The sequence below is a fragment of the Daejeonella sp. H1SJ63 genome (genome assembly GCF_029360775.1).
Classification (GTDB): Bacteria; Bacteroidota; Bacteroidia; order Sphingobacteriales; family Sphingobacteriaceae; genus Daejeonella.
Genome location: NZ_JARKMZ010000005.1, coordinates 101,032 through 125,283, shown reverse-complemented (window position 1 = coordinate 125,283; position 24,252 = coordinate 101,032). Strand labels below are relative to the sequence as shown.

17 protein-coding genes are annotated in these 24,252 nt (G+C 40.5%); 12 read left to right on the top strand and 5 right to left on the bottom strand.

Translation table 11 applies throughout. From position 1 onward, the window contains the following. The first annotated feature begins 46 nt into the window (after window positions 1-46). Genes P2W72_RS02445 through P2W72_RS02435 form a run of 3 tightly spaced genes read left to right on the top strand, consistent with a single transcriptional unit; the run spans window position 47 to window position 3,824 of the window. Window positions 47-1,243, top strand: a complete 1,197-nt coding sequence (locus P2W72_RS02445) for an acetylxylan esterase (protein WP_276359290.1) — start codon at window positions 47-49, stop codon at window positions 1,241-1,243. Window positions 1,244-1,303: 60 nt separating this feature from the next. Beyond that, window positions 1,304-2,455: an amidohydrolase family protein gene (locus P2W72_RS02440; RefSeq protein WP_276359289.1), complete on the top strand. Its 1,152-nt coding sequence runs from the start codon at window positions 1,304-1,306 to the stop codon at window positions 2,453-2,455. Window positions 2,456-2,501: 46 nt separating this feature from the next. Next, on the top strand, window positions 2,502-3,824 hold the full coding sequence (locus P2W72_RS02435; RefSeq protein WP_276359288.1) for an MFS transporter: 1,323 nt from the start codon (window positions 2,502-2,504) through the stop codon (window positions 3,822-3,824). Between the two features lie 179 nt (window positions 3,825-4,003). Here P2W72_RS02435 and P2W72_RS02430 read toward each other — a convergent pair whose 3' ends face one another. Next, window positions 4,004-4,777, bottom strand: coding sequence for an NIPSNAP family protein (locus P2W72_RS02430; protein ID WP_276359287.1), 774 nt, complete (start codon window positions 4,775-4,777; stop codon window positions 4,004-4,006). Window positions 4,778-5,242: 465 nt separating this feature from the next. Here P2W72_RS02430 and P2W72_RS02425 point away from each other — a divergent pair, with 465 nt between their 5' ends. The 5 genes from P2W72_RS02425 (at window position 5,243) to nagA (ending at window position 12,626) form a co-directional block, all read left to right on the top strand. After that, on the top strand, window positions 5,243-7,321 hold the full coding sequence (locus tag P2W72_RS02425) for an acetylxylan esterase (RefSeq protein ID WP_276359286.1): 2,079 nt from the start codon (window positions 5,243-5,245) through the stop codon (window positions 7,319-7,321). 19 nt (window positions 7,322-7,340) lie between these two features. Beyond that, the gene (locus tag P2W72_RS02420) at window positions 7,341-8,768 is read left to right on the top strand and encodes a Gfo/Idh/MocA family oxidoreductase (RefSeq protein WP_276359285.1); all 1,428 of its coding nucleotides are present in this window, start codon (window positions 7,341-7,343) and stop codon (window positions 8,766-8,768) included. Between the two features lie 179 nt (window positions 8,769-8,947). After that, window positions 8,948-9,706: a glucosamine-6-phosphate deaminase gene (locus tag P2W72_RS02415; protein WP_276359284.1), complete on the top strand. Its 759-nt coding sequence runs from the start codon at window positions 8,948-8,950 to the stop codon at window positions 9,704-9,706. A 110-nt stretch (window positions 9,707-9,816) separates the two neighbouring features. After that, the gene (locus tag P2W72_RS02410; protein WP_276359283.1) at window positions 9,817-11,412 is read left to right on the top strand and encodes a VCBS repeat-containing protein; all 1,596 of its coding nucleotides are present in this window, start codon (window positions 9,817-9,819) and stop codon (window positions 11,410-11,412) included. Window positions 11,413-11,432: 20 nt separating this feature from the next. Continuing rightward, window positions 11,433-12,626 (top strand): N-acetylglucosamine-6-phosphate deacetylase, encoded by a 1,194-nt coding sequence (gene nagA, locus P2W72_RS02405; protein ID WP_276359282.1) that lies wholly within the window; start codon window positions 11,433-11,435, stop codon window positions 12,624-12,626. Between the two features lie 65 nt (window positions 12,627-12,691). Here nagA and P2W72_RS02400 read toward each other — a convergent pair whose 3' ends face one another. Continuing rightward, on the bottom strand, window positions 12,692-13,705 hold the full coding sequence (locus P2W72_RS02400; RefSeq protein ID WP_276359281.1) for a LacI family DNA-binding transcriptional regulator: 1,014 nt from the start codon (window positions 13,703-13,705) through the stop codon (window positions 12,692-12,694). Between the two features lie 460 nt (window positions 13,706-14,165). Here P2W72_RS02400 and P2W72_RS02395 point away from each other — a divergent pair, with 460 nt between their 5' ends. The 3 genes from P2W72_RS02395 to P2W72_RS02385 all read left to right on the top strand — a co-directional run bounded on the left by P2W72_RS02395 (window position 14,166) and on the right by P2W72_RS02385 (window position 18,953). Continuing rightward, window positions 14,166-15,662, top strand: a complete 1,497-nt coding sequence (locus P2W72_RS02395; protein WP_276359280.1) for a tagaturonate reductase — start codon at window positions 14,166-14,168, stop codon at window positions 15,660-15,662. 14 nt (window positions 15,663-15,676) lie between these two features. Next, a complete protein-coding gene (locus tag P2W72_RS02390) occupies window positions 15,677-17,329 on the top strand; it encodes an altronate dehydratase family protein (RefSeq protein WP_276359279.1) in 1,653 nt (550 codons plus the stop codon). 328 nt (window positions 17,330-17,657) lie between these two features. Beyond that, entirely contained in the window at window positions 17,658-18,953 is a 1,296-nt protein-coding gene (locus P2W72_RS02385; RefSeq protein WP_276359278.1) for an MFS transporter, read from the top strand. Between the two features lie 132 nt (window positions 18,954-19,085). On the opposite strand, the gene glmS is transcribed toward P2W72_RS02385, so the two are convergent. The 3 genes from glmS to P2W72_RS02370 form a co-directional block, all read right to left on the bottom strand. Continuing rightward, on the bottom strand, window positions 19,086-20,921 hold the full coding sequence (glmS, locus tag P2W72_RS02380; RefSeq protein WP_276359277.1) for a glutamine--fructose-6-phosphate transaminase (isomerizing): 1,836 nt from the start codon (window positions 20,919-20,921) through the stop codon (window positions 19,086-19,088). Between the two features lie 60 nt (window positions 20,922-20,981). Continuing rightward, on the bottom strand, window positions 20,982-22,364 hold the full coding sequence (locus tag P2W72_RS02375; protein ID WP_276359276.1) for a DUF4270 domain-containing protein: 1,383 nt from the start codon (window positions 22,362-22,364) through the stop codon (window positions 20,982-20,984). 69 nt (window positions 22,365-22,433) lie between these two features. Further along, a complete protein-coding gene (locus tag P2W72_RS02370) occupies window positions 22,434-23,258 on the bottom strand; it encodes a glycogen/starch synthase (protein WP_276359275.1) in 825 nt (274 codons plus the stop codon). Window positions 23,259-23,405: 147 nt separating this feature from the next. Between P2W72_RS02370 and panC the strand changes: the two genes are divergently transcribed. Beyond that, window positions 23,406-24,251, top strand: coding sequence for a pantoate--beta-alanine ligase (panC, locus tag P2W72_RS02365; protein WP_276359274.1), 846 nt, complete (start codon window positions 23,406-23,408; stop codon window positions 24,249-24,251). The last annotated feature ends 1 nt before the right edge of the window (window position 24,252 follow it).

The following is a 24,252-nucleotide window of genomic DNA, read 5'->3' as shown; positions in this document are numbered from 1 at the left end:
AATAATTAAACGGCTTACCAAAGCGGTTATAAATTCACAAATACTTATGAAGATCACAACAAACACTTTGCTGATTTTATGCGGTTTGCTTTTTTCTTTCGAAACTTCTGTTTCGCAGGAAAAACCGTCTCAAAAGACTTCCGGGTCAATGTTATGCGTAGGGGCCCATTGGACTCCGGAAGAAGGTAAATCTTTTTTAAACCAGATGCGCCAATCATACACTACTTCCGCAGCATGGAAAAATCGGGCAAACCAGATTCGGGAACATATATTGAAAGGCGCTGGTTTAGAAAAATATCCTGAAAAAGGGCCACTTAATCCTATTTTTGGAGAAAAACGTGTTTTTGATGGTTACCAGGTACAAAATGTAGCCTTTGAAAGTCTTCCCGGAGTATATGTTACGGGAAGTTTATATACCCCGACAAATGCAAAGGGTATGCTGCCGGGGATATTAAATACCCACGGACATTGGACAAAACCTGGGGATGTTGGCCGTTACCGTCCGGATGCACAGAAAAGATTTGCAGCGCTGGCACGTATGGGAGCTATGGTTTGGGCCTATGATGCGGTTGGATATGGTCAGATGGAGGAACTTGGGTGGGTGCACAAGCATCCGGAAGCATTAAAATTACAGCTCTGGAATAGCATACGTGGGGTCGACTTCCTGCTTATGATGGGCGCCGATCCTAAAAGGATTGGAATTACGGGTGCATCAGGCGGAGGAACTCAGACTTTTTTGCTTACTGCTGTCGATGACCGCATTGCGGTTTCTGTACCGGTAGTAATGGTCTCAGCTCATTTCTTCGGGGGATGTATTTGCGAAAGTGGTATGCCCATTCATAAAGGTCCCAATTTTCAAACCAACAATGTTGAGATTGCCGCTCTTGCCGCACCCCGGCCTATGCTGCTGGTTTCGGATGGCGACGACTGGACAAAATACAATCCTGAAGTTGAATATCCTCATGAGAAATACATCTACAATTTGCTTGGTAAACCCAATAACGTTGAGAATGTCCATCTCCCTAATGATAAACATGGCTATGATGAAAACAAACGCATTGCAGCTTACCCATTCCTTGCTAAACATCTGGGGCTCGATCTTAGTAAAGCCCTGAACGCGGATGGAACCCTTAATGAAAAAATGATTGTGATTGAGGATCAAAAAGCGCTTTATCCTTTTGATGACAAGCATCCTTTTCCTGTCAATGGCATCAGAAATAATGATGACGTAGTTTGGAAATAAGCGGTTAATTCAATCTCAATCATAAAATAAAAACCAACCCTGAATTTAATATATAACATAATGAAATGTTTTAGAAGATATAAACTCCTGTTCCTGATTCTTCTTGCCGGTTTTTTACAGCAGTGTACACAAGTCAGTAATTTAAAATCAGGAAATGAAAAGTCAGGTTCATCTTATTATACTCTTGAGGATTTTAAATCTCTTGATAAAATCGATGCCCATTTTCATATCCAGTCTGATGCGGATACGATCTTTATAAAGCAGGCAGAAGAGGATAATTTTCGTGTCCTGAATCTGAATGTATATAAGGATAATGGTAAACCAATTGAAGAGCAGCAGGAATTTTCAATCAGGATGATAAAAGCTTTTCCTGACCGCGTTGCCTGGGGCACCACCTTTTCCCTTGAAAACTTCAATAACGATGATTGGCAGGAAGAGGCTGTTTCATACATAAAAAATTCAGTATCCAATGGAGCTATTGCCGTTAAGGTATGGAAGAATATCGGGTTTTTCCTGAAGGATAAAAACGGCAAACTGGTTATGATTGATAATCCGCGCTTTGACCCTATACTCGATTACATGGCTAAAAACCATATTCCTTTAATCGGCCACCTGGGAGAGCACAGAAATTCCTGGCTGCCTTTAGAAAAAATGACTGTAAATGGAAACAGGGATTATGCCCGCGCCCATCCTGATGAGCACATGTACTTACATCCTGAACGTCCGTCATATGAAGATTATATCAATGCCAGGGATCATATGCTTGCTAAACATCCGGATCTGAAATTTATTGGCGCTCACCTTGGAAGTCTGGAATGGAGTGTGGATGAACTGGCAAAACGTCTTGATAAATATCCCAATATGGCAGTAGATATGGCAGAACGTATTTCTCATCTTCAATATCAGACACTAACAGAATGGCAAAAAGTACATGACTTTTTTATAAAATACCAGGACAGGCTCATTTATGGAACTGATCTTAGAAGAGGTGCTATGGACATTGTAAATAATGGAATTACAGATGCGGAAGGGATCAAAAAACATTCTCATGAAGTTTGGATGCGTCACTGGAAGTTTTTTACTACAGATGAAAAGATGCGTGTCCCGAAAGTCGAGGGAGAGTTTAGAGGCCTGAAATTGCCGCGGGAAGTAGTAGATAAAATATATCGTAAGAATGCGGAAAAATGGTTTCCCGGACTTAAGAAATTATAGGAAAACTTGCTGTAAGAACAGAAAGTAATATTTAAACAATATTGGAATGAATAAGGATATGCCTGTAAAGACTCACTATGAAAGGTCCGGAATGAAAGTTGGAAATTACCGCTGGTTCATTGCGTTTCTTTTGTTTGCTGCCACCACAATAAATTATATTGACCGGCAAATTTTTGGCCTGCTGAAACCTGAACTGGAGGTAGTTTTTAACTGGACTGAGACCGATTATAGCAGGATTGTTATGGCATTTACGGCCTGTTATGCCCTGGGACAATTATTGTACGGAAAAGTAATTGACAGAATAGGAACAAAACTTGGATATACAATTTCAGTAACTGTGTGGAGTATTTCTGCTATGCTTCATGCTTTTGTCAGAAGCACTTTTGGTTTTGGAGCAGTCAGGGCCTTGCTTGGTTTAGGCGAATCTGGAAATTATCCGGCAGGAGTGAAAACTGTTGCAGAATGGTTTCCTAAAAAAGAACGGGCTCTGGCAATTGGGATATTAGATTCGGGCTCTAATATAGGGGCTTGTGTAGGTCCTATCCTGGTTCCATGGTTGCTGGCTGTTTATGGCTGGCAGGCTGCTTTTCTGATTACGGGCTCATTAGGTTTCGCCTGGTTAATTGCATGGCGTATTTTTTATTTTACCCCGGCAAATCAAAAACGTTTAAGCAAGAGTGAGCTTGACTATATACATAGTGATGCAGAGGAAACCACAGAAGAATATACAGGCAATGTAAGCTGGGCTCAGTTACTGAGGTTGAAACAAACCTGGGCCTTTATTGCCGGTAAATTTTTTACAGACCCAATATGGTTTTTCTTTTTGTTCTGGCTCCCTTCTTATTTCACCACGTATTTTAATCTTAACTTGAAGGAACCCAGTTTACCGCTTGTTTTTGTTTATGCCGGCACTATGGTTGGAAGTATTGGCGGAGGTTATCTTTCGTCCTGGTTGATCAAAAAAGGATGGCCGGTATATAAAGCCAGAAAAACAGCATTACTGGTTGCTGCATTTTGTGTAATTCCTATTGTCGCAACCAGATACACTACCGATATGTGGCTTGTTGTAGCATTAATAAGTCTTTCTGTGGCAGCTAATCAGGCATGGAGTGCTAATATCTTTGCTATAGTTCCGGACATGTTCCCGAAGAAAGCAATCAGCTCTGTGGTTGGATTGGGAGGTATGGTTGGTGCAATAGGCAGTGTGCTTTTCCCTATGTTTATTGGCTTTATTCTTGATCATTATAAAAATTCCGGCAACATTATAGCGGGCTATAACATTATTTTTCTGATTTGCGGAAGTTCTTTTCTTCTGGCCTGGATTATCATACATTTTCTAACGCCTAAGATGGAAAAGGCCAAATTGTGATGACTTATAAAGATCCTGTGGCATGAAACTATGCAGCCGAATACCGGAGAGACCATGAACACCAATAATAACAGAGATCATGAATAACTAAAGTACGCGGCTGCACTTAAAATATGTATACGAGGTCGAACACTTTTCTTAATACTGAGATTGCCTTTCTCTATACTTAAATACAAAGATCAATAATCAGAGTAGTCTGTTGGATATAAGTAAACCTGTACGTTCTTAGACACATTATTCTGATATTCAGGCAAAGACTTTATTTTACTGTATTCAGGTGTGAATGCGGCCCAATGCTTATCGCGGTCAGCCTTATTATTAAATGTAGTCATATACATAAGATTTGGCATCTTACTGCCTGAAATTACCTGGCCATAGAAAACAGCATTGAAATTTAGTTTCTGAAAAATGCTTACCTCAGCTACATTGAACATCTTTATTTTGTTTAATGAATAATTCTCAGTTGCACTCTCATAACTGCGAAGCTCATAAAAGCGTTCACTTTTCGGCGCATTCAGATTTGGAACAGCAGGTTTAGGCATGCCGCTAAAAGCACTTAACAGCATCGATTCAATACGGCTATAAGGCGGATCATTATACTGGGCATTTAAATAATCTTTCCCATCCTGCTGATATTGTTTATCATTTTCCAGCACTTTTCTTGTATTCTCAAAGTGTTGCAGCTTTCTGAAGGGAATAAAAACATAAATTAACTGATCGTTTATATCCTGATTTATTGGTTTGAACACACCCAATTCCTTAATCCCGGCCCGATGCATTGCAGGTAAATAAGCGTGCTGTAAAAAACTATCGATCCGCTCTTCCTGAGCTTTACCTTTAAAATGATAAATTTTAATCTGGTAGTAATATCCTTCAGGATCTTTGCTGAAAGCAGACCATGATGTGAACATACAAAAGAGCAGAGTTACTGTAAATAATAATTTTTTTGACATGATTTTTTAATAATTATGATGATCTACTTCTGTTTTTCAGGCGTTTGTTTTTATCTAAAGATTATACAGGTTGGGATAGTGTTTCCAATACCTTTTAATTAGTCTCTGTTTTTTAATAAAACCTCGGACATTTTTATCAGGCAATTTGATTGTACAAGGTAATCCAATCTCAATTTATTATCATACATCTGTTAATCAATTATCATTCAAAATAAGACTTAAAGGTAATAATAATACCAGGTTTCTTTTAAAAATCGAACAAAAGAGCGATAACGTTATCGGTACCGTTATCGCTCTTTTATTCATCTGATTTTATGGAAAGCAGGTGAAATTCTGTGTAAATTTCTCCAGAAGTCTATGTCTGAATCTAATATCAGCACGAGGGTTTAAATTTCTTAAATATCGTTTGTGTATAAATACTACAGAATCTAACTCTATGTGTCAAAATTCACCTAAATATTTGTTATGAAACGAGTTGTATTATTTTGTGCTCTGTTCTCACTTATACATATTTATTCTTCACCTGTTTACAGATTTAAAAATCAAATTGATATTAAAGGAACCGCTTTCATTACAGACAGCCTTCCATCTGTTTTGACCAGAAATCATGCTGATCTGCTTGAGAGCAGGCTTAGAGGCCAGGCGATTCTGAAATTCGGGACTCATCAATTGCCTGATAATGCAAAGGAGTGGGAAACATACCGGTCGGGGCTAAGAAAGAACATTATACAGAAGACGGGCCTCATTGTAAACCATGATCTGCCTTTGGATATAAAGGAGACGGGCTCAGTTCAGATGAAAGGGTACAGAATTAAGAACATTTCCTTTCAAACACGTCCGGGAGTTTATGCCACTGCAAATTTATATGTTCCTGAAGGCAAAGGGCCATTTCCTGCTGTAATCAATATGCTTGGCCATTGGAGAAAAGGCAAAAGTGATATAGACGGCCCGCAGCCTGTTGGGCATAGTTTGGCTCTTAATGGGTATGTATGTCTGACTATTGACCCATGGGGAGCCGGGGAAAGAACTTCAGTCCATGGTATATTTGAATATCACGGGGCCAACCTGGGAGCTTCCCTTCTGAATATCGGCGAGTCTCTGACAGGTGTTCAGATCTCTGATAATATGCGTGGAGTGGATTTACTCAGCTCACTTCCCTATGTTGATCCTAAAAATATAGGCGCAACCGGAGCCAGTGGCGGGGGTAACCAAACGATGTGGCTGGCAGCGATAGACGAGCGCATTAAAGCTGCTCTGCCGGTAGTTAGTGTAGGTACTTTTGAGTCGTATGTGATGCGTTCCAATTGCATTTGCGAGCTGTTGCCGGATGGACTGACCTTTACTGAGGAAGCAGGCGTTCTTGGTCTGGTTGCTCCGCGGGCAATCAAGATGTGTAATCATAAACAGGATGCTGCTCCTTCTTTTTTCCCTTTTGAAATGCAGCGCACATTTAATAATGCCAGGCCTGTCTTTGAAATGCTTGGCGCAGAAAATAATATCAGTTCCCAGGTATTCGACAAAACCCATGGTTATTGGTCTGAGGACCGGGAAGCGATGCTTGGATGGTTTGACCTTCACCTGAAAGGTATTGGAACAGGAGCTCCTAAAAAAGAAATTCCATTTGAAACTTTGCCAAATCAACAACTCATGGTTTACCCGATCGGCAAACGTGATCCTGCCGTCATTACTACGGCAGCTTACTGTGAAAAGCGAGGAAAAGAACTAAGATCAGCCTTTTTGAGTGCAGGCTCAGTTGATGCATCTGAGAAGCAAATGGAATTACGGAATATCTTACGGATCAATGAGCGTTCAGGACTGAGGAAAGTACATCAGTATACCAGTGATGGAGGCTGGGACCGCCTGGCTTTGGAAAGCTCTGATGATAAGCTGATTCCGGTATTACACATGGCTCCGGCTAACAAATCTTTGGGATATGTCATCATCAGCAATCCCGGGGGGAAGAAAGCGATTTCAGCGGAACTGATTACTGAATTGAAGAAAAAAGGTCAGGGCATTGTTATTGCAGATTTATCAGGCACGGGGGAGGCATCATCCACAAAAGAAAATACAGGGAACAGGAGCATGATGCTGCATACGCAGTCTCGGTCTGAGTTATGGCTTGGGAAAACGATTTTAGGAGAATGGGTAAAGGAGCTTGGGGTGCTTAGTGAATTCCTCAGGACAAAGTATCATGCTCAGAAGGTGAGTATGGACGGCAGCAAAGAGTCAGGTCTTGCAGGTTTGTTTTTAGCAGCTACGGGAGGGAATGTGGATGAAATTATTCTTCGGGATGCTCCACTGAGTTACCAGTTTGATAGTCAGGGTTCGGTAGATTTTTTCAGTATGGGTATCCACCTTCCTGGATTTCTTAACTGGGGAGATGTATCGCTGGCAGCTGCGCTGAGCGGTAAGAATGTCAGGATGATAAATCCGTTAACGATGTCGGGCGGTAAGATAAGTGAAGAGGAGTTAAGATCATACCAGCAGGAGTTTAAGAAGCTACGAACGATATCCAATCAGCGGGGAGAGACCATTTTCAATTAAATTAATAAAGCGTTAAAATATGAAGAACAATCGCAGAGACTTTATAAAACTTGCCGGTATGGCTGGCCTGGGTTTGACAGGAGCTGGTATAATTCCAGCTTATGCTGGTTCAGAGGATAAAGGCCAGTTCTTTCCTGGCTATAATCTGGAAAAAAACCACGTTCAGAAGTTCAACATGTCAGGCTATGCCGCTCCGAAACTGGAAACAGTGCGCATAGGTTTTATCGGAACTGGAAACCGTGGAACCGGAGCCGTTGTCAGGATGAGTAAAATAGGCAGCGTAGAGATTAAAGCAATAGCTGATTTACGACCTGAAAAGGCCAATGCAGCCAAAAAGAAGATAGAAGCTTCCGGGCAGAACCCCATGATTTACAGCGGGAACAAAGAAGAGTGGAAAAAAGTATGTGAGCGTCAGGATATTGACCTGATATACATTGCTACTCCATGGGAACTGCATACTCCTATGGCTGTTTATGCCATGAATCATGGGAAACATGTATGTGTGGAAGTGCCTGCTGCTACAACTGTTGAAGAATGCTGGCAACTGGTAGAAACTTCTGAACGGACCCGTAAGCATTGTATGATGCTGGAAAACTGCTGCTATGACTTTTTTGAGTTGCTTACTCTGAATATGGCCCGTCAGGGGTTTTTTGGAGAGATTATTCATGCTGAAGGGGCATATATACATGATCTTCTTGAAGGCGATTTTTCTAAAGAAAAATACTATGATCAATGGCGTCTTAGAATGGACGCGAACAGAAAAGGTAACCTGTATCCAACCCATGGTCTGGGACCTGTATGTCAGGTAATGAATATCAACCGGGGTGATAAGATGGACTATCTGGTTTCTGTTTCCAGCAATGATTTCATGATGGGAGAGAATGCTAAAAAGCTTGCCGCCAAAGATGAACACTACAAGCAATTTGCAGACAAGGCTTTCAACGGTAACATGAATACGACTACCATCCGGACAAATAAGGGAAAGACGATCATGGTGCAGCACGATGTAACCTCTCCCCGCCCGTATTCCAGAATTCATCTTGTAAGCGGAACGAAAGGTACGGCCCAAAAATATCCTCTGCCGGCCCGTATTTCTACCAGTCATGAAGGCTGGCTTTCAGAAGAGCAATTTAAAGTACTCGAGGAAAAATATACACCTCCTATTATTAAAAAAATAGGCGAACTCGCAAAACAGGTTGGAGGCCATGGTGGTATGGACTTCTTAATGGATTGGCGTACCATAGACTGCCTTCGGAACGGATTACCTCTTGACCAGAATGTATATGATGCAGCGCTGTGGAGTTCAATATTCCCATTAAGTGAGTGGTCTGTAAACAACCGTTCAAATTCAATTGATGTGCCTGATTTTACTGCAGGATCATGGAAAAATAATCAACCGGTAGATCTTTCAATGGCAAAAGGAGGAAACACTCAGGTTAAAATATAATAGGCTCAAATCTCTTATTTTACTGCTTTTTACACCAAAACCGAATATTAATTAAAGCACCAATCATTTTAAATGAAACCATCATGATTTTACCAAAGCCCGCAGGGGTATAATGATTAAATCATGATTGCCCTACCTGCCGGTAGGTTCATCACCTTTAAAAAACAAATTATATACTGATGAAAGTTATTATATCAAACAATCCTATTGAATTAGGAATATCAGCAGGAAAAGCTGCTGCTGAATTAATAAAGACAACCATAGCAAATAAGGGTCAGGCAAATATTATTCTGGCTACCGGATCAAGCCAGTTTGAAACTTTAAAGCAACTGATCACAGAAAAAGATATAGATTGGAGCAAAGTAGTTATGTTTCATCTGGATGAGTATATCGGACTTCCTGAATCATCCGGAGCGAGCTTCAGGAAATACCTGAAAGAAAGGTTCTTAAGTAAGGTTTCTCCTTTAAAAGCAGTCTATCTGGTAGATGGCGAAACTGATCCGGTTAAGGAATGTAATCGCCTGGGCATGATCATTGAAGCAAATCCAATAGATGTCGCCCTCGTTGGTATTGGCGAAAATGGTCACCTGGCCTTTAATGATCCGCCAGCTGATTTTGATACAACAGAGCCTTATATCATTGTTGATCTTGATGAAGCCTGTCGTAAGCAGCAGTTTAATGAGGGCTGGTTTAAATCTGTTGAAGATGTGCCAAAAAGGGCAATCAGCATGTCTATTAAACAAATATGCAAGTCAAAGCACATTATCTGTTCGGTTCCGGATATCAGAAAAGCTCAGGCCGTTAAAGATTGTCTGGAGCAACCTGTGAGTAACTTGTTCCCGGCAAGTATACTTCAGCTTCACCCGGATTGTTCTTATTACCTTGATAAATATTCTGCTGAATTTCTTTCTGCTGATTTAACTCAGAAAAGTAATTAGATCAGATTCAGGATAAACGGAATTCGAAATCTAATGAGGGGTCTGGCCTGCCGGGTAATTAATTTTTACCAGCAGGCCGAAAATCAGTGTATACTTGTATACTATAGGCCATGGCATTAAAAAATAAACGATACCTGAAGGGTAAAAAATCAATCATTCTTATCATGATTTTATTGATTTTTTGCGCCGGTATTTATATGCTGGACAGTGCACATAGTATCAGGGACTTAAAAAATGCAGATTACAGCACTGGCAGGGCCGCATATGATAATACCGGGGGCATCGGGCAGGGAAAAGCATTGGCGGTAAAACATTGCAAATCATGCCATATGTTACCCGATCCTTCTCTGCTGGATAAAGATAACTGGCAGGCGGCCCTGGTAATGATGGGGCCGCGTTTAGGCATATTTGATCACAAAGGGCAGCCATATCCTATTTTTACTGATATTGATCAAAGCTTTTATCCTTCAGAGGCTGCGATGAGCTCTTCCGAATGGCAGCAGATTATTGATTATTACACCACTTCAGCACCTGCAGTTTTATCCCCGGCAAATAAAAAGCCGGTTACAAACCGACTTCCATTTTTTTCAATAGAATTAGCCCCGGAATTGTTGCATAGAAAAGGGAATACCGCGTCTTTTATTAAAATTGATACATCTGTAAAGCCACACCGGATATTCGTTAGCCGGGCTGCTTCAAACACTCTTTTTTTGCTTAACGATAAGTTACAGGTAACAGATTCCTTAATCACAGGTGGTCCGGTTGTTGATATAAACTTTCTTGATCATGAAATAGTAGTTTGTAAGATTGGCAATAATCTTTTTGGCAATAATTCAAAGGATGGCAGTTTAATACGGATTAAATTAAGCGATCAGGGAATTTTCAGGACTCAACCTGAACCATTATTTGAAGGTCTGGCAAGGCCGGTACAGATTACTGCTGCTGATATTAACGGAGACCGTAAGAAGGATTACCTGATTTGCGAATTCGGAAATGTAAGTGGTGCTTTATTGTGGATGGAAAATAAAGGTAAGGGGAAATATTTACGTCATAACATTCGGGCAGTGGCTGGTGCAAATAAGGCCTTTATGCAGGATTATAACAATGACGGACGGCCTGATATATGGGCACAGTTCGCTCAGGGAGAGGAGGGTGTTTTCTTATTTACCAATAAAGGCAATGGATTATTTGCCGGGAAACAAGTCATACAATTGCCTCCAACTTATGGTTCTTCTTCATTTGAATTAAATGATTTCAATAGTGACGGATTCCCTGATATTCTGTATACCTGCGGTGACCGGGGAGACGGAATTAATCAATTAAAACCATATCATGGTGTATACGTTTTTATAAATAACGGGAAGAATGAATTTACAGAAGAATATTTCTTTCCCGTTAACGGGTGCATTAAAGCGATGGCCCGTGATTTTGATAAAGACGGAGATCTGGATATAGCAGCCATTGGTTTCTTTACTGATAACCGGCATCCGGAAGAAGGCTTTACATTTCTGAAGAACGAAGGAAATTTAAACTTTGAGCCTTATTCTTTGCCTTTAGAAACAAAATTCAATAAGGCAACAACAATGGATGTAGCCGATCTTGATGCCGATGGGAAGCCGGATATTATCCTTGGTCATGGATTTATAGGAAATAAAGCTATGGATGAGAAAAAACCGCTTTTCATAGTGTTAAAAAATAGGTTTTAGTTAATAGGAGAATAAATAATATGAACCAGCAACGTTTAAAAATATATAACGGTAAAATTCTTACCCCTTACCGTATGATCCCTCAGGGAACAGTCCTGATAAGCGATGGTATAATTACTGAAGTGAAAGAAGGGAATATTGATGTCAGCGATGCGATTGAAATTGATGCGAAGGGAAATTATATATCGCCCGGGTTTATTGATATCCATGTACATGGCGGTGGCGGTCACGATTTCATGGATGGGAGTGAAACAGCTTTTTTGAAAGCAGCAGAAATCCATGCACAATATGGAACTACTTCCATGTCGCCAACAACCCTGACCAGTGAAAAAGAGGATCTGCTGAAGACGCTGGAACTTTACGAAAGAGCGGATAAAAACAATAAGAATGGTGCACAATTTCTGGGTATGCACCTGGAAGGGCCCTATTTTGCAATGAATCAGCGCGGAGCACAGGATCCGCGTTACATCCGCGATCCTGATCCTGAAGAATACATGGATGTTATTGCCAGATCCAATTTTATTAAACGATGGAGTGCGGCGCCGGAATTAAAAGGAGCAATACCATTTGCCAGATATCTGCTCTCAAAGGGGATTTTGCCGGCATTAGCCCATACAGACGCTGTTTACGAGGAAGTGCTCGAAGGTTTTGAAAATGGTTATACGCTTGCTACCCACCTGTATTCAGGCATGTCAGGAGTTAGCCGTAGAAATGCTTTCCGGTATGCAGGGGTAATAGAAAGCGCATATATTATAGATGAAATGGATGTGGAAATTATTGCGGATGGAATTCATCTTCCGGCACCTCTGCTGAAGCTTATCTATAAAATTAAAGGTCCGGATAAGATTGCCCTCATAACTGATGCAATGCGCGGGGCAGGTATGCCTGAAGGTGAAAGTATTTTAGGAAATAAGGACACAGGTTTGAAGGTGATAATAGAGGACGGAGTAGCTAAACTGCCCGATCGTACTTCCTTTGCAGGAAGCGTTGCCACGGCAGACCGGCTTGTGAGAAATATGGTTAATATGGCTGATGTTCCTCTTTTGGAGGCTGTCAGGATGATGACCAGCACCCCTGCCCGTATTATGAATGTAGCCGACAGGAAGGGGTCTCTGATTGAAGGAAAGGAAGCAGACATCGTTCTCTTTGACGGGAATATTAATATTCAGACTACCATTATTAATGGAAAGGTGGTTTATAACAGATCTCTATAGCAGGGTGCCTGCGTTAGCTGATAAGATTGAGAAGTTCGGTTTGATCTCCTACGCAGGCACTCCTGTTAATTTCTTCTGGTTGAATCCCTGACCATTAGTTTGCCGGGTAATATGATCTCCTGAGGATTGAAATTTTTCTTATTGATGTGTTTTAAAAGCAGATCGCAGCTTGTTGTTCCAATCTCAAAGGCCGGTTCGGCAATCGTAGTTATTGAAGGAGAAATTATAGTGCATATCGGATCATCAGTAAAACCTATCACACCAATCTCTTTACCAATAATTACTCCATTATTTTTCAGTGCTACAATAGCCCCTATTGCCTTCCTGTCATTTACCGCAAAAATCGCATCAGGTCTTTGTTCACATTGTAAAAGCTGATAGGTATCAGTCTCGCCGTATTCCTGGGAAAATCCGGAGAAGATAATCCATTCCTCTCTGGCTGCCAATCCATGTTTTTTTAATGCATCAAGGTATCCGTTTAATCTTTTTTCAGTAAAGTCTAATCCCTTTGGACCTGCGATATGGGCAATTTTAGTATAGCCACTTTCAATCAGATGTTCTACAGCTTCGAATGCACCCTTATAATCACCCTGCATCACTTTCGATGTGTCAATATTGCTGGCTATACGGTCAAAAAATACTATTGGAGTACCTTCATCAATTATTTCCTGGAAATGATTACAGGAATCTGAATTGGAAGAAACTGATACCAATAATCCATCTAAACGGGAAAGGGATAGGTTTTGGATAATTGACAACTCCCTTTCAGAAGAATCATTTGTGATAAATAAAATGATATTGTAGTTGTTGTCATATGCCACTTCCTGAATTCCGGTTATGACTGTTGAAAAATAATAGTTTGTAATGAAAGGGAGTACTACCCCAATGTTATGAGTGCTTCCCTGCGCCAGACCGGTAGCATTGAAATTGGGTTTATAATTTAACTCTGCAGCAAGGGAAAGTATTCTTTTTTTAGTTTCCTGGTTAACATCGTAAGTATCCCTAAGTGCTCTTGATACAGTTGATACTGAAACATTTAAAATTTTTGCAATGTCTTTTATCGTAACGGCATGCCCCATAAAGTATATTTAATGTTATTTTAATTATTTCCTAATATAATAATTTTACGCTGCAGAAGACATGAAGGTTTGGGTACTTATCACCTGATAATTCCGGATTTTGCTTCCTGATCTTTTAACTGAAGTAGCTCTGGTTTATACCGAAAACCTCCATAACCGAATGTAATTCAAGGTATCTGAATAACAATATTGCGGGTAAAGCTTAATGTTCACCCCGGGATTTATTTTTCTTGTTTTTTACAGTTTCGGCAACGATTGCATAGATATATCTTCTTGTTTTATTTAATGCTTGTTTAAAAATATGTACAATTGTTTTCGTACTGAAATGCCAGTGATTATAAGCAGAATAAAATTTATCCCAAACCGGTCAATTGCCAAATACTAATCCGGTTTATAGATTAAATGTATATGATGAACCCGGAATTGAATGCCCGGTTCCGGACCAGAAATACAGGATGATATGATTTTGAGAAAACAGAATTTAGATAATATTAAACCTTCTGATAAACTCATCGTGCCTCTGGCCGGTGCCTTTGATCTGCCTGAAAAAGTTCTTCAATTTGGCACCGGCGTACTTTTGCGCGGATTGCCTGATTATTTTATTGATAAAGCAAACAGGCAGGGGATCTTTAACGGCCGTGTTGTGATTGTGAAATCAACACAGAAAGGGGGTACTGATGATTTTAAAAACCAGGATTCGCTTTACACTATTGGAATACGGGGTATTGAAGATGGGAGGAAAATAGAAGAGAACCTGATTTGTTCTGCAGTGAGCAGAGTGCTTACCGCACAAACTGAATGGATGGCTATTCTTGATGTGGCAGCATCAAAGGAATTGGAGATTGTTATCTCCAATACAACTGAAACGGGCATCGTGCTTATACAGGATGATATCAGTACGGTACCTCCCGTATCCTTTCCCGGTAAACTGCTTGCTGTATTATATCACCGGTATAAAGTATTTAATGGGGATGAAAGTAAGGGCTTAGTAATTCTCCCAACTGAATTGATCTCAGATAACGGAACTAAGCTGAAAGACATTGTTTTTAAACTGGCAGAACAAAACAACCTGGAAAAGGAGTTTATGAAATGGCTTGAGAGCAATACGTTCTGCAATACTCTTGTAGATCGTATTGTTCCGGGAAAACCAGATGAAATTACAATGCAGAAAATGGAAGATGAGCTGGGGTATCGTGATGAGCTGCTTGTTTTTGCTGAAGTTTACCGGCTCTGGGCCATCGAGGGTAATGAAGAGTTAAAGAAAATCCTTTCATTTGAACAGGTAGATTCTGGAGTTGTTATTGCCGAAGATATAACTCTTTATAAGGAGCTGAAATTACGACTGCTCAACGGAACGCATACCTTAAGCTGTGCTGTGGCATTCCTTTCCGGAATGGAAACCGTATGTGACGCAATGGAGGATCCATTGACGCAGGAATTCATTTCATCTCTCATGCGGGATAATCTTGCTCCTGCTATTCCATACCCTGTCGATCCCGGAATTGCATTGCAGTTTTCGGATAAGGTCCTCGACAGGTTCCGAAACCCGCAGATCAGGCATCAGTGGCTTAGTATCAGCGTAAATTATACAATGAAGCTTAATATGCGGGTAGTACCTGTGCTTCTTTGCTATTATAAAAATTTTAACAGGGTTCCGGAGAATATTGCATTTGGCTTTGCAGCATATCTGCGGTTCATGCGTTCAGATGGAACAGACGGAACATTTTTTGGTCAATGCAATAATAGAAGCTACAAAATAGAGGATGATTGGGCACTTTATTATTCAGATCAGTGGACTAATCACAATTCGGATGAAGTAGTGTCCAATGTTCTCGCAAATTACGATATATGGGGCACAGACCTGTCTCTACTCCCCGGTTTTGTAGAAGCGGTAAGAGGCTATCTCCGGAATATTGAAAAAGACGGTGTAAAAAATGCAGTTGAAAAAATAAATTAAGGACTATTATAAGAATGAAACAGAATATTCTAAAAGTTCATCCCGATGACAATGTAATCGTGGCTTTAAAAGATTTACGCAAGGGCGAAATTATTACTTACGCGGGTGAAGAAATAGTACTTCAGGATGATATTCAGGCGAAGCATAAGTTTACGGTAGCAATGCTGCCTGAGGGAAGTAAAATCATTATGTACGGGGTACTTGTGGGCATTACGCAAACAGATCTTGATAAAGGGAGCTTAATTACTACTGCGAATATTAAACATGCAGCAAATCAATTTGAAACACGCTCGCGTAAAACTTCCTGGCAGTCTCCTGATGTTTCTAAATTTCAAAAATCGGTATTTAATGGGTTTCACCGGTCTGATGGCAGCGTTGGTACCGCAAATTACTGGCTTGTTATACCCATGGTTTTTTGTGAGAACAGGAATATTGAGGTTTTGCAGGAAGCACTTATAACACCCCTGGGATATGGCCGAAAGAAAAAATATCAGGAGGATGTTTTGAAGCTGATTGGTATGATCAGGGATGGAAAGAATGAAGATGCGCTTCTGAATGCTTCCTCATATTTTGAAACTTCAGAGGAAAGTCAGGAACGCGTATTTCCAAATGTTGATGGAATCAAGTTTCTGGTACACAATGGGGGATGTGGCGGTACCAGAGAGGATGCGATAACACTTTGCGGTCTTCTTGCCGGTTATATTACACATTCAAACGTGGCAGGAGCCACTATTCTCAGCCTGGGCTGTCAAAATGCACAGGTTTCGATGCTGCAGGCCGAAATTGAGAAGCGAAGCCCGCAATTTGATAAACCACTTTATATTCTTGAACAACAGGATATTGGTACTGAAGCAGATTTATTTTCTTTATCTATCAGGCAAACCCTTGCAGGGTTGATTCAGGCGAACAGGTCTGTGCGCCGACCAGCACCATTGAGTAAGCTTTGTATTGGTCTGGAATGCGGTGGTTCTGATGGATTTTCAGGAATTTCAGCAAATCCTGCAATAGGCTATACATCGGATATGATTGTTGCTCTGGGCGGATCAGTCATACTTTCTGAATTCCCCGAGCTTTGTGGAGTCGAACAGGATCTCAGTGACCGTTGTGTAAGTATCGATCAGGCAGAACGATTTTCTAACCTGATGAAAAATTATAACAGCCAGGCCATTGCAGCAGGATCCGGTTTTGATATGAATCCTTCTCCGGGGAATATCAAGGATGGCCTGATCACTGATGCGATCAAATCGGCAGGTGCAGCAAAAAAAGGAGGTACATCTCCGATAGTCGCCGTACTTGATTATCCGGAAAAAGTAATTAAACCCGGACTGAATCTTTTATGTACACCGGGTAATGACGTAGAATCTACTACTGCGGAAGTAGCTTCGGGAGCAAATATTGTATTGTTTACTACTGGACTGGGTACTCCTACCGGTAACCCTATTGTGCCTGTTGTAAAAATAGCAACCAATACAACTTTATTTAATCGTATGAGGGACATTATCGATATTAATACAGGCTCTATCATTGAGGGGGAGGAAACAATAGCCGAAGCCGGAGAACGTATACTGGAATACGTGATTAGTGTGGCCAGCGGTGAGACTGAGGTAGCTGCTGTGCGTCACAGACAGGATGACTTTATTCCATGGAAGAGGGGGATTTCGCTTTGATCTGGTAAAAGCTGAAAATTAATTTTGCGAAATCACCAATTCTATGAATCTTATTGTATAATTGAATATGGAAATGAAATCATTCTTAGACCAAAACCTCCTGTTGAAGTCCGAAGCAGAGCATGCACTTTACCATGATTTTGTGGAAATAGTGTCGATTATTCAATATCATAATTGTCTCCCTCCTGATCAGATAGCTGTAAATCTAAATTTTGGGAATCTTACGAAGGCCCGACTGAATGGAGATCATTCAGGATATTTGTTATCATAATGCAGGAAACTCAAATTCTAACAAAATATAGCTTTATAAACAGCCTAATCTTTTAATATGAACAAGACTTCATTTGGCAATCATCGGTGGGTAGTTTGCGGTTTACTTTTTCTCGCTACCACTATAAACTATATTGACAGACAGGTTATTGGTCTTCTTAAACCAACTTTAGAGATGGAATTTAGCTGGACTGAATCTGATTATGCAAATATTGTCATGGCTTTCGCTGCCTGTTATGCCCTCGGCTTCATAATTTTCGGCAATATTATCGATAAGATAGGCAGCAAGATAGGTTACTCAATATCAATTATAGTTTGGAGTGTAGCAGCTATTCTGCATGCATTTGTAAAAAGTACTCTGGGCTTTGGAATAGTGAGGGGCTTACTGGGTCTGGGTGAGTCTGGAAATTTCCCGGCTGCTGTTAAAGCAGTGGCAGAGTGGTTTCCTAAAAAGGAACGTGCCCTGGCAACCGGTATTTTTAATTCGGGTACCAGTATCGGAGCCGTTGTAGCCCCGATCATGGTACCATGGTTATTGGGATTTTATGGCTGGCAGGAAGCATTTATTATTACCGGTGTCCTCGGCTTCGTTTGGTTAATATTATGGTGGTTATTTTATGAGATTCCGTCCCGGCATAAGAAATTGAGTGAAGAGGAGTTTAACTTTATTCATAGCGACACTGAGCCCGATTCCGATCATACAGGTTCCATCAAATGGCGTCGTCTGCTTTCCATAAAACAAACATGGGTCTTTATTATCGGAAAACTCTTAACGGATCCCGTGTGGTGGTTTTTCCTGTTCTGGCTGCCGTCTTATTTCTCAAGCACTTTTAATCTCGATCTGAAAAAGCCAAGTCTGCATCTGGTTATAGTATATTCAGCAACCACAGTTGGCAGTATTGCCGGAGGATATTTATCATCTTATCTCATCAGGAAGGGCTGGCCAATATTAAAAGCCAGAAAAACAGCATTACTTGTGGCTGCAATCAGTGTATTACCGATCATTCTTGCCAGGTATGCAACGGATATCTGGGTTGCGGTAGGAATTATAAGCATTGCTGCTGCTGCCCATCAGGCATGGAGCTCCAACATTTTTACCATTGTTTCAGACATGGTTCCCAAAAAGGCAGTAAGTTCAGTGGTAGGAATTGGGGGAATGACGGGTTCCATCGGGTCTACTTTTTTCCCCTTATTGGTAGGCTTTATACTTGATTATTATAAACTGGCCGGAAATATTACAGCAGGCTATAACATCATATTTATCATTTGTGGCTTTGCTTATTTAATAGCTTGGTTTATTATACATATCCTCACTTCGCGAATGAAGCCTGTACAGTTTCAGAGCTTAACCTAATTCAGGTTTGGCGCAGAACATGTTGGCTCACCCGGGGACTTGTCTATACTAATTGTCCGGAAAGGGGTAGAACCCCTGAATGATATTATTAATTATAGTAGAAGGGCCTGATTTTTAAGTAGCGGTGGAGCCCTACTCTACCGTTACTGATTTTGCCAGATTTCGTGGCTGATCTACATTACACCCTCTCATCACAGCTATATGATATGAAAGTAACTGAAGGGGTATTGTAGCTAATAGCGGCAGGAATATTTCATCAGCCTCCGGTATCCCGATCACATAATCAGCCATGCTTCTGACAACCATATCACCTTCGGTAACTATAGCTATCACTTTCCCTTTTCTTGCTTTAACTTCCTGTATATTGCTGATTACCTTTTCGTATGATGAATTTTTGGTAGCTATGAATACTACAGGCATTTCTTCATCGATCAGTGCAATTGGACCATGTTTCATTTCTGCTGCAGGATAACCTTCTGCATGTATATAAGATATTTCTTTTAGCTTAAGGGCTCCTTCAAGGGCAACCGGGAACCCGCTTCCTCTGCCCAGGAAAATAAAGTTTCTGGCATCTTTGAATTGTTCTGAGATCAATTTGATCTCATCGTTTGTTTGAAGACATTTTTCAATCAGCTGCGGGATATTATCGAGCTCGGTAAGTAGGTCAATTAATCTGCTTTGGGTAATGGTTCCTCTCTGCTGAGCCATGTAAAGTGCCATCAATGTAAGCACTGTTACCTGGGCTGTAAAGGCTTTGGTTGATGCAACCCCGATTTCGGGACCGGCATGTGTATACACACCGGCATGTGTTAATCTTGGTATTGATGCACCAACCACATTGCATATCCCGAAAATAGTTGCACCTTTTTCTTTAGCAAGTTCAATAGCTGCCATGGTATCAGCTGTTTCGCCAGATTGTGAAATTGCAATGACGATATCTTTTTCAGAGATAATTGGATTTCTGTATCTGAATTCGGAGGCATATTCAACTTCTACCGGAATACGTGCACATTCTTCAATGAGATATTCGCCTACAAGTCCGGCATGCCACGAAGTTCCGCATGCCACGATGATTATTCGGTCAACATTTTTTAGTTTCTCTGCATATTCCTTAATACCACCCAGCTGTACCAGGCCGTTTTCCGGATAGATACGGCCGCGCATACAATCTTTGATAGAACGGGGCTGCTCATAGATTTCTTTAAGCATGAAATGATCGAATCCACCTTTTTCAAGCATTTCAAGCTTCAGCTCAAGCTCCTGAATATAAGGTATCTGGATAACATTGTCTATACTTTTGATGAGCAATTCGTCCCTTCTTATATAAGCGATCTCGTTATCATTCAGGTAAATTACATTCTTGGTATATTCTATAATCGGTGAAGCATCAGAGGCGATGAAATATTCACCTTCACCGACTCCAAGTACCATCGGACTTCCTTTTCTGGCGGCGATCAGTTCATCGGGATCACTATTGTCCATGATCACAATTGCATAGGCGCCTATTACACGTGTAAGTGCTACCCTGACAGCCTCCCTCAGGTCGAGACCAGTTTCCTGCTGAATATCTTCAATAAGATGGATAAGGACTTCAGTATCGGTATCGCTTTTGAAAACATGTCCTCTGGAAATAAGGGTTTCCTTCAATGATGAGTAGTTTTCTATAATCCCGTTATGAATGATGGCCAGCTTGCCATTTCCTGAAGTATGGGGGTGTGAATTTCGGTCGGATGGCTCACCGTGTGTTGCCCAGCGTGTGTGACCCATCCCAATTTTTCCGTTGAGATTTTCAGCCTCAACTGATTTTTCAAGATCACTGACTTTTCCTGCTTTTTTAAAAAATCTGAGCTCCCTGTCTATCAGGGCAACTCCGGCACTGTCATATCCCCGGTATTCGAGTCTATGTAAACCTTTAATAACAATCGGCCATGCATCACGGAAGCCGATGTAACCTACTATTCCACACATAAATAGAATTTTATGTGCCTAAACTACTAATTTGAAGACGTAAATTAAAGGATTACAGGCTTAATTTATTTTGCTGTAAATGATGTTCAGCTTCATTTTATAGCTTATTCCATCCTTACCACTGCCAATTGCAGCACCACCGGCTGTAGTACCTGAAACAACCGGGCCCGACTGGCGGTTGTAATCCAGACTTATTGGTGCGATAAAGCTGTCATATTGCCTCAGTTTACCTTTTACGATATCCTGAACATAGGTAGTGATATTAAACTTATATCGCTTCTTTGCTGAGTCATAATATCCGCCGAAGTTTACATCGGTCATTGAAAATAATTGATCAGTACTGAAATCTGGAATGAACTGCCTTTGATCAGCAATATCTGTACGGTACATAAACAGGCGCTGAGCCGGTTTAAAGGTATCAGTTCCTCCAATAACATATACTACGAGTTCAGCTTTATTGATTGTAATATTACCCAGGTTCTTCAGCTTTTCCAGATGAGGGAAGCGGATTTTCGTGCGAAGTCCGGCAAGGCCCTGTACATAAACTGAATTATACTGTGTTGAAGGGTTGTTCAGTTGGGTCTGAATCTCAGTTCCGGTATAATCGTGTTTAAAATCAGCAACAACAGGCATTGCGGTATTCTGTACCGGGAATTTGTGCATCGTAGTATCAATCGCCGTTCCGCTCTGGCTTTTGTAGTATACTTCCAGTCTGCTCGAATCGCTCAGATTAAAAAATACAATTCCTCCCGGACCACTACTCTGAGCCTTATTTACAGTAAGGTATAAACCTTTGATAGCCTTATTCAGCTCTTCATTACTGCTCAAAGTAGTTGTAGTGGCATTAACAATATTGTTCCTTACAAAATTCGGATCAAGTGTTATTCTTAACTGCGGAGCTTTTGATTTCTTAACATCCGGTTTGCCGGTAACAATTTCTGTTACTTTAACACTGTCTTTGATATTAAATCTTGCTGATTTACTGCCAATCACAGTGCTGTTATAACTTTGTTTCTGTGTATTATAATATCCGACAGACTGGCTAAGACTGCTGTTCAGCTGATGTACTTCAACCTGAAACTGTGATGTACTGTCGCCGTGAAACTCCTTACCATAATGAAGTACCAGTACTGCCGAATCAAGAATCGGACTTGTGCCGAAATTTAATCCCGGAGGATCCAGAGTGAGCGACATGGCAATATTTGCAGTAGTTTTACCTAAAACAGGATCATTAATATATCCCAGTGGGTATTGTGTCAGGGTATTGGTAATGATTGAATCTTCTGCTACAGTATTTGCAGTTACAGTTATTGTGTCAACAAAATTTCCATTTAAATCTGTTGCCGGGTCAACCTCAAGCCCGATTGAATCTGTAGTCTGACAGCCACTTAAAATAAAAAGACTTATCAACAGCGTTAATAAGTCCAGTTTGTATAATCTCATCTGCAATAAATTTGTTTTTAGAAGCATCGAAATCCGAAAACCTGACTCTTTGCTTAATTGCCTTTATCTTTATGCTATTGATACAAGTTCTTCGTTAGCAATTTCTTCGTAAAGGTTGTAATAATTTTCGAAATCTGAAGTGGAATTGAATTCCAAAACTGGTTTATTAGCTTTTTTAACAAACTTTAACACTTCTTCATTGATATTTTCGCAGGCACATACAACCGCGTCTGAATAAGAAATAGCACCAATGTTCAGGGCAGTATTAGTAGCCTGTGAATAGATTTCGGTATGTTCAGAGCTCATGCCGTTCATCACTGCTTTTGAAGCAAATTCCGGATGCAGGGCTGTACTGAAATTATCATCATAGATAGAGTAAACTACCTTTGAGTTCTTAAAAGTTGGATCGTCTTTGTAAATAGTTTTTAAGTAAGCAGGAACGAGTGAACTCATCCATCCATGGCAATGTACTACGTCAGGAGACCATCCCAGCTTTTTTACCGTTTCCAGTGCACCTTTACAGAAGAATATTGTACGTTCATCATTATCTTCATAGAACTTATTGTTATTGTCTGCAAAAACATGTTTTCTCTGGAAATATTCTTCATTATCAAGGAAATATACCTGCATGCGTGCCGAAGGAATCGAAGCAACTTTAATAATCAGAGGGTTGTCATTATCGTTAATAATAATGTTCATTCCTGATAATCTGATTACTTCATGAAGCCTGTTGCGTCGTTCGTTTATATTCCCGAAACGCGGCATAAGGATGCGAATTTCAAATCCTTTATCCTGCATTGCCTGGGGTAGGTGACGGGTAATCTCAGAAATTTTGGTAAGTTCGAGGAAAGGCGACATCTCATGCGTAATAAAAAGAATCTTCGTTTTTGCCATCTCCGTTTTGATTTTTTTAATGTTTTAAAAAATTTTCGAACCACAAAGGTAAGCATTATCTTATGAATTATCAACGATTTACGCAAGTTGTTTTGGTTCTCTTTAAGTATTTACCCATTTTTGAGCCCTGTTAAATCATCATATATTTTGGAAATATTCAGCAGCAGAGATGCAGTTCATAAATACCTTCTTGAGTTAAGGGCGGCCGGTAAAACTATAGGATTTGTACCTACTATGGGTGCGCTGCATGCCGGCCATTTATCCCTCATCGAAACAGCCCGCAGACAGGCCGATATCGTTGTCTGCAGTATTTTTGTTAATCCCACACAGTTTAACGATAAAAGTGATCTTGAGAATTATCCCCGGCCTGTAGAAGAAGATATTAAAAAGCTGAAAGATGCTCATTGCGATATCATTTTTATGCCCGAAGTTGAAGAGATGTACGGTAAATCCGAATCATGGCATATTGAGCTTGGCGATTGGGATAATATTCTTGAGGGAAAGATCAGACCCGGACATTACCAGGGAGTAACCCAGATTGTTAAAAAGCTGTTTGATATCGTTCAGCCTGACTATGCCTTCTTTGGCCAGAAAGATTATCAGCAATTTATGATTATTTCACAAATGGTTAGAATGCTTCATATTCCTGTTCAGCTTATTGTATGTCCGATAATCAGAGAAAATGACGGACTGGCAATGAGTTCACGGAATGTTCGTCTTTCATCCGAAGAAAGGGAAAATGCATTGGCTTTATACAGGGGGTTGACTAAGGCAGCTGAGCTCTTTAAAACAAAAAGTATCGATCAGATAAAGAATGAAGTGAATGCTTTTCTTGATTCCGCTCCGGGAATTGAACCTGAATATTTTGAAATATATGATGCCGGAAACTTTAAACCCATAACTGATAAAAGTGCCGGAAGCATTATTGCATTGGTTGCTGCAAGAGTTGGAAAGATCAGAATCATTGATAATATGATACTCAAACAGGGATAAT